The 10,675-nt window shown below is 61.5% G+C and carries 10 protein-coding genes, 1 tRNA gene and 1 pseudogene; 4 read left to right on the plus strand and 8 right to left on the minus strand.

The features are described from left to right. Window positions 1–25: 25 nt before the first annotated feature. Window positions 26–505 (minus strand): ribosome maturation factor, encoded by a 480-nt coding sequence (locus A2G06_09075; GenBank protein ID ANA40419.1) that lies wholly within the window; start codon window positions 503–505, stop codon window positions 26–28. Window positions 506–736: 231 nt separating this feature from the next. Here A2G06_09075 and A2G06_09080 point away from each other — a divergent pair, with 231 nt between their 5' ends. From A2G06_09080 to A2G06_09090, 3 genes are read left to right on the plus strand one after another with little or no spacing between them, the layout of a single operon-like run. After that, window positions 737–1,726 carry a biotin synthase BioB gene (locus tag A2G06_09080; protein ANA40420.1) on the plus strand — a complete coding sequence of 330 codons (990 nt, stop codon included), beginning with the start codon at window positions 737–739 and terminating at the stop codon, window positions 1,724–1,726. Continuing rightward, window positions 1,719–2,441, plus strand: a complete 723-nt coding sequence (locus A2G06_09085) for a dethiobiotin synthase (GenBank protein ANA40421.1) — start codon at window positions 1,719–1,721, stop codon at window positions 2,439–2,441. Before A2G06_09080 ends, A2G06_09085 begins: the two co-directional genes overlap by 8 nt. Then, window positions 2,434–3,795, plus strand: a complete 1,362-nt coding sequence (locus A2G06_09090) for an adenosylmethionine--8-amino-7-oxononanoate aminotransferase BioA (GenBank protein ID ANA40422.1) — start codon at window positions 2,434–2,436, stop codon at window positions 3,793–3,795. Before A2G06_09085 ends, A2G06_09090 begins: the two co-directional genes overlap by 8 nt. 36 nt (window positions 3,796–3,831) lie before the next feature. Here the strand turns inward: A2G06_09090 and A2G06_09095 are convergent. The 5 genes and pseudogenes from A2G06_09095 to A2G06_09115 all read right to left on the minus strand — a co-directional run bounded on the left by A2G06_09095 (window position 3,832) and on the right by A2G06_09115 (window position 9,458). Further along, window positions 3,832–6,473 (minus strand): annotated as a pseudogene (locus A2G06_09095) (polya polymerase). Window positions 6,474–6,518: 45 nt separating this feature from the next. Continuing rightward, window positions 6,519–7,385 carry a hypothetical protein gene (locus A2G06_09100; GenBank protein ID ANA40423.1) on the minus strand — a complete coding sequence of 289 codons (867 nt, stop codon included), beginning with the start codon at window positions 7,383–7,385 and terminating at the stop codon, window positions 6,519–6,521. Between the two features lie 79 nt (window positions 7,386–7,464). After that, entirely contained in the window at window positions 7,465–8,424 is a 960-nt protein-coding gene (locus tag A2G06_09105; GenBank protein ANA40424.1) for a GTPase, read from the minus strand. Between the two features lie 87 nt (window positions 8,425–8,511). Further along, window positions 8,512–8,916: a methylmalonyl-CoA mutase gene (locus tag A2G06_09110; GenBank protein ID ANA40425.1), complete on the minus strand. Its 405-nt coding sequence runs from the start codon at window positions 8,914–8,916 to the stop codon at window positions 8,512–8,514. Window positions 8,917–8,927: 11 nt separating this feature from the next. Then, complete coding sequence (locus tag A2G06_09115) at window positions 8,928–9,458, minus strand: cob(I)yrinic acid a,c-diamide adenosyltransferase (protein ANA40426.1); 531 nt, start codon at window positions 9,456–9,458, stop codon at window positions 8,928–8,930. Between the two features lie 294 nt (window positions 9,459–9,752). On the opposite strand from A2G06_09115, the gene A2G06_09120 reads away from it, so the two are divergent. Then, window positions 9,753–9,827: transfer RNA gene (locus tag A2G06_09120), tRNA-Val, on the plus strand. 83 nt (window positions 9,828–9,910) lie between these two features. On the opposite strand, the gene A2G06_09125 is transcribed toward A2G06_09120, so the two are convergent. Next, a complete protein-coding gene (locus A2G06_09125) occupies window positions 9,911–10,369 on the minus strand; it encodes a 2-deoxyribonucleoside glycosidase (GenBank protein ID ANA40427.1) in 459 nt (152 codons plus the stop codon). A gap of 108 nt (window positions 10,370–10,477) precedes the next feature. Continuing rightward, window positions 10,478–10,669 (minus strand): hypothetical protein, encoded by a 192-nt coding sequence (locus A2G06_09130; GenBank protein ID ANA40428.1) that lies wholly within the window; start codon window positions 10,667–10,669, stop codon window positions 10,478–10,480. Between the last annotated feature and the right edge of the window lie 6 nt (window positions 10,670–10,675).

The raw sequence follows: 10,675 nt of genomic DNA on the forward strand, positions 1-10,675 counted from the left end.
GTCCAATCTCCTTGAGCTGATCTCTCTAAAATTCGAATTCCAGGTTGGCTTTAGCTATTTTGTCCAGAGGGATGCGGGCCAACTGCCCTTCCCGAAGCGTAAGGGTGACGACTCCGTCGGAGAGGCCGACGAGATCGCCCAGAAACGTCTTGCGCCGGTTCCCCTCTTCATCCGCCAGGAGCTCGAATGTGCGCACCTTGACAAGGCGCCCCGCATAACGCTCGTAGTCCGCCTCTTTCTTGAGGGGACGATTGAGGCCGGGCGAAGAGACCTCCAACATATAGTGCTCGCGAATAACATCCTCGACATCGAGGATTTCAGACAACTCACGACTTACCGCAGCGCAGTCGTCCAGGGTTACCCCCTCCGGCTTGTCAATGAAGAGACGCAGAACCATCTGCCGCCCCTCACGCTTATACTCAGCCTCCACAAGCTCCAACCCTTGAGGGGCGAGCAACTGCTCGGCAACCACTGTTATCCGACTGACAACATCATCCTTCTGCATGAATCGAAAACCTCAAAAAACAAAAAAAGTGAGCTGCTGAGCCCACTTTCTAGTGAACGATTTACTTGAAACAAATGTTTAACATGCGTTGCAAGGAAATGCAAGTAATTATTTTGATGTACCAAATCGATATCAGGGCGTGCAGCCGACCATTGTCAACCGCAAAACATGTACGGGTTGACAATGGCGCGCGGCCTATGGTAATCCAGGAAACCGGAGGAACCACACACAATGACCAACTTCCCTGAATCACTTGCAAATCGTATCATCGAAGGAGACATCCTCGACGGGGACGAAGCCCACAGACTGCTCCTGCTGGAGAGCACCGCTGCCTACGCCCTCTTCCTGGCGGCCAGTCGTGTGCGCGATCATTTCCTCGGCACCGGCGTGGACCTGTGCTCCATTATTAACGCCAAATCGGGCCGCTGCCCGGAAAACTGCTCCTTTTGCGCCCAGTCGTCCCACCACCCCACCAACGCGCCCGTCTACCCTCTCGTCGACGAAGAGCAGATCATCGCCTGCGCCAGGGAAGCGGCAGGGGCCGGCTCCCATTGTTTCGGCATCGTAACCAGCGGCTCGTCCATCTCGCCGGGCGGCGAGCTGGACCGGATTTGCCGCGCGCTGCGGCGCATCCGCCGGGAAACGGCCATAGAACCGTCCTGCTCCCTCGGCGTCATCGACTACGAAACCGCCCTGGCGCTTCGCGAGGCCGGAGCCGTAACCTATCATCACAACCTTGAAACAGCCCGCAGTTTCTTCCCGAACATCTGTACCACCCATGATTACGAAGAGGATGTGGAAACAGTGCGCGTCGCCAAGCGGGCAGGGCTCAAGGTATGCTGCGGCGGCATCTTCGGACTGGGAGAGACCCCGGAACAGCGGGTCGAAATGGCCCTTACCCTGCGCGAACTCGACGTGGATTCAATCCCCCTCAACTTCCTGAACCCCATTGAAGGGACGCCCCTGGCCGGTGCGGACCGGATCACCCCGCTCGAATGCCTCAAGACCATCGCCGTGTACCGCCTCATCCTCCCGGATCGAAAAATCGCCGTTTGCGGCGGCCGTGAGCGCAACCTGCGGGACCTGCAGTCGTGGATGTTTTTCGCCGGTGCCAGCGGCACCATGATCGGCAACTATCTCACCACCACCGGTCGCCCGCCCGAGCAGGACTGGCAGATGCTGACCGACCTGGGGCTCACCGTGAGGCAGTGCAATGGCTGAGAAAGGAATTTTCATCACTGGCACCGACACGGGGGTGGGCAAAACGATCGTAGCGGCGGCCATCGCCCGCCTGCTGCGGGGCCGGGGCGTCAACGTGGGCGTGATGAAGCCGGTCACCAGCGGCTGCATCGAACGCGACGGCACCCTGGTTTCCGAGGATGCAGAATTGCTTGCCTGGGCCGCCGGGGTTCCTCTGGACGAGGCCTGCGCCCCCTATCGCCTTCGCACCCCGATCGCCCCGTCCGTGGCCGCCAGCCGCGAAGGGGTCAAGATTGACTTCAACCTTCTGAAGGATGCCCATGATACCCTGCGGCAACGGCATGACTTCGTCATCGTCGAGGGAGCCGGGGGGCTTATGGTTCCCCTGTCGGGCGGCATGCTGGTGGCGGACCTTGTGGACCTCCTGAAACTGCCGCTTCTCGTGGTGGCCCGTCCGAATCTGGGAACCATCAACCACACGGTCCTCACCTGTTATGCCGCGCGCCAGCTCGGCCTTGATGTGCGCGGGGTCATCGTCAACAGCTATCCCGAGTCGCCGGACATGGCCGAGGAGTATGCGCCGCACCTGATCGACTCGCTCTCCGGCGCACCGCTTCTCGGTGTCTTTCCCCGCATCGAGGGAGCTGAAGGACGCGCCATGGTGGAACAGCTCGCGGCACGCCTGGCAACGGAACCAACCACAAAAATACTGGCAAGGGAGATCGGCTGTGCCTGACTATGATACTCAGACCCTGAGAGACTGGGACCGTCGCCACATCTGGCACCCCTTCACCCAGATGAAGGAGTGGGAGGAAAGCGAACCGGTGGTGATCGTCGAAGGGGACGGCTCCTGGATCGTCGATTCGGAAGGAAACCGCTATCTGGACGGCGTGGCTGCCATCTGGACCAATGTGCACGGACACTGCCGCCACGAGATCAACGAGGCGCTCAAGGCCCAGGTGGACCGCCTGGAGCATTCGACGCTCCTGGGGCTCACCAACGACAAGGCAGCCGTTCTGGCCAAACGCCTCGCGGAGATCACACCGTCCGGGCTGTGCAAGGTCTTTTACTCCGACAACGGCTCCACAGCCGTGGAAGTCGGCGTCAAGATGGCATTCCAGTTCTGGCGCCATGAGGGGCAGCCGGAAAAATCCCGGTTCATCTCCTTTACGAGCGCCTATCACGGCGACACCCTGGGGGCCGTGAGCGTGGGGGGCATCGATCTGTTCCACGGCGTATTCCGGCCCCTGCTCTTCCCGACCATCCAGGCACCGGCGCCCTACTGCTACCGCTGTCCCATGGGCAGGGGCACCCCTGCCGCCTGCGGTATGGAGTGCCTGGCGGAGCTGGAGCGGATCATGGAAAGCCATGCCGGAGAGGTGGCTGGCCTCGTCATCGAGCCGCTGGTTCAGGGTGCGGGTGGGATGATCGTGCAGCCCGAAGGTTTTTTGAGGGGTGTGCGGGAACTCTGCGACCGGCACGACATCCTGATGATCGCCGACGAAGTCGCCGTGGGCTTTGGCCGCACCGGCGCCATGTTCGCCTGCGGACGCGAAGGGATCACTCCCGACATCATGGCGCTCTCCAAGGGGATCACCGCCGGCTACATGCCCCTGGCCGCCACCCTGGCGACCCAGCGGGTCTATGATGCGTTCCTGGGCGAATACCGGGAGATGAAGACCTTTTTCCACGGTCACACCTTTACGGGCAATCCCCTCGGCTGTGCCGTGGCCCTGGCGAGCCTGGACCTGTTTGAGAGCGACCGGCTCCTGGAAAAGTTACCAAAAAAAATCAATAAATTAAAAGAAAAGCTTCAAGGACTGATTGAGCTTGGACACGTGGGAGATGTGCGGCAATGCGGCATGGTGGCCGCCGTGGAACTGGTGCGGGACCGGGCAACCAAAGAACCGTTCGCCTGGGAAGAGCGGGTGGGGGTCCGCGTCTGCCAGGAAGCGCGCACGCATGGTGTCTTTTTGCGGCCCCTCGGCAACGTGATCGTCATTTTCCCGCCCCTTGCCATCACTGTGGAGGAAATCGACTTCCTCGTGGACGGATTGGCAAAGTCAATCCGCACGGTCACCGAAGGGTGAGCCACACACTGCACAGGCATTGAGCACTGGCGATTGTCAGGCCGGGGCCGCCAGGCTCCTGACGATGCGCATCTCGTCCTCGCGGGTTGTCGCTTCACCGTTGAGGCGGGCGGAGAGGACCTGATCGAGGATCTCCCGATACCGCGGCCCTGAAGGGATCCCCAGGACCTTGAGATCATTGCCGGTAATGTGGGTAACAACGCTCCGCAACCGGGTCACGTACAGGGAAACGTAGCGCCTCACCTCGTCACTCCGGGTTTTTGCCATGATGTAGAGCAGCACCTCGGGAGAGAGCCCCCGGAGCCAGAAGTAGATATCGCTGCAGCGCACCCCCTCCCGCCGTCCCGCCCTGCGTGCCATGATCTCCAGGACCTGCTCGCCCTGGATCCTCATGTCGATGAGCTTTTCCCGGTAATGCTCTGACACGGAGAGCCGCGTGCAGGTCCCCCAGAACCCCTCGTCCGGCAGGCTTGAGGTGAGCGCCAGGAAATACACCACCCACGTCTCGACCTTCTCTCCCAGGTAGAGGAGCTCGAACCAGGTAATCACCTTCTTGACCTCGTCCAGCACCCGCAGGGTATCGGACGTCAGGGCCAGGTCCGGGTGAATGAAGTGGAGAAGCTCCAGGCCGGACATCCGGAGAATGGCCTTGACCGGCTCCCGCTCCCGCAGGATCAGCACCAGCTCGTTCAGCAGCCGCCTCCCCCCAAGCTTGTCCAGAAATCCCATTTTCACCGCATTCTTGATGAGATTTTCCGTGTGCCGCGAGATCGGGAAACCAAGCCGCTGTTCGAAGCGGATGGCTCGGAACACCCGGGTCGGATCCTCGACAAAGGACAGGTTGTGGAGCACCCGGATGGTCTTTTCCCGCAGGTCGCGGTAGGCGCCGAAGTAATCGATCAGGGTGCCGAACCCCTCGGCATTGAGCTTGACCGCCAGGGTATTGATGGTGAAATCACGCCGGTACAGGTCCATTTTGAGCGACGAACGCTCCACCGTGGGCAGGGCGCCCGGCGTTTCGTAGTATTCGAGCCGTGTGCTCGCCACATCCACCTTGAGTCCGTCGGGAAAGACGATAACCGCGGTTCCGAACTTGGCGTGGCTTTTCACGCGGCATCCCATGCGGGTCGCAACGGCCTCGGCGAACAGGATGCCATCGCCTTCCACCGACACGTCGATGTCGTCGTTCTCGGCGCCCAGGAGCAGGTCCCGCACAAAGCCGCCGACTGCATACACGGGCAGCTCCAGTTCGTCCCCCACCTTGCCCAGATCACGTAGTATGGCCACTGCAGGGCGCGGCAGGTGCTTGTTCATGAGATGGACCACCTCGCGTCGCCGCACCGGCAGATTCTCGCTGCCCAAGTCATAAACCGGTTCGGCGCTACGCTGCATGCCGGTGTACATGTACCGCAGGAGGTCGGTCCGCGTTATGACCCCTGCGAGCCGCTCGCCGCTGAATACCGGCACCAGCCGCCGATGCTGCCCGACGATATAGTCCTGGATGGCGGCGATGGGGGTATCGGGGGCAGCCCGCATGAACTCCGTGTGCATGTATTCGTCCACAGGCAGGTTGCCGAGGCCGTGATACAGAGCCTTTTCCACGATCCGGCGCGAGATGATCCCCGCCATCCGCTCCCCGTCCATGACCGGCATGGCATTCACGTTGTAGCGGGTGAGGATCTCCCGGGCCTCGGCGATGGTCGTGGCAAAGGGCAGGGTTATCACCGGCGACGACATAAGGTCCGCGGCGGTTCTGACCGGATTGACCAGCTCGGGCAGGAGAAGGTTGAGGCGGCCGAGGACCTGAATCACGGTCTGGCCCCTTACCGTAGCAGCCGCCGCGGTGGCATGCCCTCCCCCGCCAAAGGCGCGCGCGACAGCGCCGGCATCGACTTCGGCAATGCGGCTGCGCGCCACCAGGTAAACCCTCTCCCCCATCCCGACCACGAGAAAGACCGCGTCCAGATTCTGCATATCGCGCATCATGTGGGCAAGAACCGCAATATCGCCCACATAGTGGTCAAGGGTGGCATGGGCCACGGCAATGTCGACCCCGTTCACCGGGGTGCTGCGAAGGGACTTCAGCAGATCGTTCAGAAGCGCGACCTGTTCGGCGTTCAACTCCTGGGAGACAAAATCCGACACGATGTTCAGGTTGGCTCCCTGCTCCAGGAGCCAGGATGCTGCGGCATAGTCGTCGGGTGTGGTGGAGGGAAAGGTCAGGTTGCCCGTGTCTTCATAGATGCCCAGCATCATGAGGGTTGCCTCGACCGGCGTCACCCCGATGCCCTGCTCCATGAGCTTTTGGGCCAGGATGGTCGTGGACGAACCGCAACCGCGAATCTCTCCGCCGCTCGGCCGGATGTCGCCGCTGGAGCCGGGATGGTGGTCATAGATATGGACCTCGACGCCTGGCCGGCGCGCAACCTCCGCAAAGCGGCCGATGCGCGAGGTATTCTGGCAGTCCACGAGGACCAGTCGCGTGATGTTCGGGAAATCCACATCCCTGAGCCGGGTAAAGGGGAGTTCGTAGCCGGTTGTCTTGAGGAAGAGGTCCCTCATGCTCTTTTCCTGGGAGCCGGAGAAGACCATGAGGCGTCGGGGTAGAGCTTCCTGGCCGCGACCATGGCGCCGAGGCAATCAAAATCGGCGTTCATGTGGGTGGTAATGACGTCCATGGAGAAGAGTGTGCCGCAGCCTCGGCAAAAGTAAAGATCGGCCCGCTAGCGCGTGGCGACCATTGGGCGCAACGGAGCCGGCTGGTAGGCAGGGTTCTCGCCGACTACCTCCACAACGGGTCCATTGCCGATAAGTTCAAGGGTGCCACTGTCGGGGCCGAAATCGGCCTCTCCCACGGCCCAGTCGTACAGTTTCTTTGAGTCGTGCAGCACCGGTCGTCCGGGGGTACCGTACATCCGGTTCTGCATGGGCTCGTCAAACAACCCCACACAGCCGTGTGAAGCAGGTTTGCCCGGCAGATCGCGGGCATGGATCCAATACCCCACGTTCTGCTTGTCAATGAAGAATCTCATGGCGTAGTCCATGGGATACTGGGCCGACTTGTCGTCGGTCTGGTAGAGCGACGAGGTATGGGTACGATCCCGGGCATCGATCCGGAAGAGCCCCGTCGGGGTCTCGTTTCCCTTCTTGCCGGTTGCCGCCGGCATGGAAAACTTCAGCGTGCCCCGTTCGTAAGCCCCGATCCACTGTTCGGTGAGGCTGATCAGGATGTATTTTGCATAGCGCCTGGCCGGCTCGTGCTCCTTAGGCAGCGGGGAGTACGTGCGGGCAACCTCCATGTCCCGCGGCACCTTGATGGTCATGCCGGGGTAGGTGTGGCGGCGGTCGATGCGGTTGAAGCGGGCAACGTGGGCCCAATCGTCGCCGAAGAGCGATTCAAGCGTGTCGTTGGGCCTGATGAAACGGGGATACCAGTCCAGATCCCGCTGGCTCGGGTAGTCCACCCGTGACAGGTCTTCCTTGGCCGGGTCCAGGGGTGAGGCCGCCGGTTCGGCCGTGATGTTCGGCTCGTGCACGACAATGGCGGCAAGAATGATGAGTGCGACGACAACAGCCAATCTGCGGATCATGATAGGTCCCGGGAAAAAAGAATGGGGCTGTCGCCCCATTGGAATTCTTGCGCAAAACTAGCATGATTGACACATCGGGTCAAGATTCTTGGCAAGGGGTCCCGAAACGCTCCGAGATCACGGTGTCCACGGCACGGTAAGGGTCGGTGCGACCGGATGCCATGGCCTCCACGATCTCCCGGTAGCGGCCGTTCACCCGGATATGGCCGAAGACTTCCGCAAAGAGCCTTTCCCGAAGCAGCTCCTCGAAATGGCGAACGGACCGCTCCTGGCGGATGCGCTCCAAAGTCCCCGAATCCGCCAGCCATGAACGGTGAAGCGCTATTTCGTCCACCAGTTCGGCGATTCCCCGATTGCGGCTCGCCTCGGTCATCATGACCTTGGGCAGCCAGTCGCCGGGCGCTGTCTTCTTCATTTCAAGCATGACCGCCAGTTCCCGGGCGGTCCGGTCCGCGCCGTCCCGGTCGGCTTTGTTCACCACGAACACGTCGCCGATCTCAAGAACCCCGGCCTTGATCGCCTGAATGTCGTCGCCGAGCCCGGGCACCGACACCACCACCGTCGTGTGGGCCAACCGGACGATATCGATTTCATCCTGCCCCACCCCCACGGTTTCGATGATGACGACCTCCATCCCCATGGCGTCCATGACGTTCACCACGTCGGCAGTGGCGCGGGAAAGCCCTCCCATGTGGCCGCGGGTGGCGAGACTGCGGATGAAGACCCCCGGATCGTCGGCATGCCGGTTCATCCTGATCCGGTCTCCCAGGATAGCGCCCCCCGTAAAGGGGCTCGTGGGGTCGATCGCCACAACCCCAACCCGTTTCCCCTGCTCACGGTATGCGGCGGTAAGCTGATCCACCAGCGTCGACTTGCCGGCTCCCGGAGGACCGGTGATGCCGAGAATGAACGCACGTCCCGTATGGGGATAGAGTTCCTTCATGTCATCGACGGCACTCCGGAAACCGTCGTCCAGGTTACGCATGAGTCGGGCCGCGGCACGCAACTCGCCGTCGAGTATCCGAGAAGCCAGGGACATCGTCAGGTTCCTTCCAGAAAATCGGTCAACTCCGGTGTTCGCGGCAACAGTCCAAGGAGATGGCCGCGACACCGGAAACAATGGTGGTTACGCCCGCGGTGCCACGTTCTCCCGCACCCACTTGACGATGTCCTCCGTGGAGGTGCCGGGGGTGAAGACCTCGCAGACGCCAGCCCCCTTCAACCCGGGGATGTCGTCTTCGGGAATCACGCCGCCGCCGAATACGATGATATCGTCGGCCCCCTTCTCCTTGAGGAGCTGGCAGACGCGCGGCAGGAGCGAGTTGTGGGCGCCCGAAAGGATCGAGAGTCCCACGGCGTCCACGTCTTCCTGGATGGCGGAGGACGCGATCTGCTCAGGCGTCTGGTGGAGGCCGGTATAGATCACCTCGAAACCGGCGTCACGGAAGGCCCGAGCCACCACCTTGGCGCCCCTGTCATGGCCGTCGAGCCCCGGCTTGCCAACGAGAATACGCAGCGTTCTTTCAGTCATGACCATCTCCTTTATTTTTCGATTCCCGTACGCGCCGGCACGCCGGCACGGTAATAGTGCTTGATCTCGCGCATCTCGGTGACCAGGTCGGCCGCGGCAATGACCCGTTCATCGGCATTGCGTCCCGTGAGGACCAGTTCCACCCGGGGCGGCTTCAGGGCCATCAGATCCAGGACGTCATCCACCGGGACAAGGCCGAAGGAGACGGCACCGTTGATTTCGTCGAGGATCACCAGATCGTAGCACTCCCCGGTCAGCGCCGCGCGGGCCATGTCGAGGGCCTCGCGGGCAAGGCGCACATCCTCCGGATCCGGGTTCTCCCGATTCACCCAGCCCGGCCGGCCAGTGGCGATGATGGTCAGCTCCGGGGCCAGACGCTTGGCTGCCTCATGCTCGCCATAGGGGCCGCCCCCCTTCATGAACTGAATCATGAGAACCCGGAATCCCCGCCCGGCCGCCCGAAAGGCAAGCCCCAGGGCAGCAGTGGTCTTGCCCTTGCCATTGCCGGTATAAACCTGGATGCATCCCTGGTCGAGCTTCACGGAGTTTGCTCCTGCGGGGGCGAGCTAGTGCCGCGCTCTTTTGCCGTCACTGCGGGCCGATTCTGCCGCCCGATCAAAACCGCCTCCCGTTTTATTCTCAATAAAGAACAGGCACGGACTATAACAACAGCCTCAGCGCGCTGTCAAGCCGTATTCACGGAAGTATAACGGGTTTTTAGCGACAATGAAACAACGTCCGCGCAGCCGGGGCCGGTCGCCTTCCCCGGCTGTCCGAAAAATCGCCCTTGACATCAATGCCGGCATTTGATATTCAGTCAACTCTACTTTTTAGACGGGCGCTTAGCTCAGCGGGAGAGCACTGCCTTCACACGGCAGGGGTCACTGGTTCAATCCCAGTAGCGCCCACCAGAAAACACACCGGCCAGGTCGCAAGACCCGGCCGGTTTTTTATTGCCATCAGTCGGCACGCACGGATCAGGCAGGCAACGGCCTCACAGGCAAATATCGTCAATACGTCTGAACAGACACCCGCCGCTCCGCTCGATGAAGCGCAGAATCTGCAGGTTGATCGGGACGCCGACAAAGTCCCCGCAGTCCCTGATATCCGTCCTCAAACCGTAGCACTTCCTGCCAAGGGCCGAGGCGAATCCCACCTCGCCGGCCGTCCCCGAGTCGACTTCGGCACCGTCCAGTATCGCCAGCAATCCGTCGCACGCCATGATGCCTTTTTCGTTTATCTCTCCTATCCCTGACGCAATGGCCCTGAACTCGTCCACTCGGGCGTGGAAGTCCCCAATCCGGTACGCCTGTTCAATGCGCCGGACAAAGTGATCCTGTTCCCAGGGGTCGAACACATCGTGTCCCAGGGACCTGAGCTTATGTTTGACCTTTTCGAGATAAGATTTCGTTTCGGGGCTGAACCCAAGGGGCGATGCTAGATAGATGTTCATTGGCACCTTCCCTCGTGTCGCAGTCGCTTTACTTCTGCTGCCATTTCCTCGCCATACCGTGTTTCGGACATGATCAGCACCCCGCAGAAGCTGCTACGCTCCGGTGAACTACTCGCCTTCCCCCGCCACGAGCCGCACGGGCAGCGGCTCCTTGTCCCACGTGACCTCAGGATAGAGAGCCGGGTTGAGCCGCAGGTAGGTGCCGTCGACCCCCTTTTCGGCCCACCAGCATTCGGAGCCCCTGATGGGGAGGTCATTAAAGAGATACAGGTCGTTGTTCTTGTCTCGTGCCAGGTACATGGATGG

Source organism: Geobacter anodireducens, assembly GCA_001628815.1.
GTDB lineage: Bacteria > Desulfobacterota > Desulfuromonadia > Geobacterales > Geobacteraceae > Geobacter > Geobacter anodireducens.

What these genes read in the sequence shown, in the direction of transcription:
- A2G06_09075 (ANA40419.1), bottom strand. Translation starts at nt 505, where the DNA reads ATGCAGAAGGATGATGTTGTCAGTCGGATAACAGTGGTTGCCGAGCAG.
- A2G06_09080 (ANA40420.1), top strand. Translation starts at nt 737, where the DNA reads ATGACCAACTTCCCTGAATCACTTGCAAATCGTATCATCGAAGGAGAC.
- A2G06_09085 (ANA40421.1), top strand. Translation starts at nt 1,719, where the DNA reads ATGGCTGAGAAAGGAATTTTCATCACTGGCACCGACACGGGGGTGGGC.
- A2G06_09100 (ANA40423.1), bottom strand. Translation starts at nt 7,385, where the DNA reads ATGATCCGCAGATTGGCTGTTGTCGTCGCACTCATCATTCTTGCCGCC.
- A2G06_09105 (ANA40424.1), bottom strand. Translation starts at nt 8,424, where the DNA reads ATGTCCCTGGCTTCTCGGATACTCGACGGCGAGTTGCGTGCCGCGGCC.
- A2G06_09110 (ANA40425.1), bottom strand. Translation starts at nt 8,916, where the DNA reads ATGACTGAAAGAACGCTGCGTATTCTCGTTGGCAAGCCGGGGCTCGAC.
- A2G06_09125 (ANA40427.1), bottom strand. Translation starts at nt 10,369, where the DNA reads ATGAACATCTATCTAGCATCGCCCCTTGGGTTCAGCCCCGAAACGAAA.
- A2G06_09130 (ANA40428.1), bottom strand. Translation starts at nt 10,669, where the DNA reads ATGTACCTGGCACGAGACAAGAACAACGACCTGTATCTCTTTAATGAC.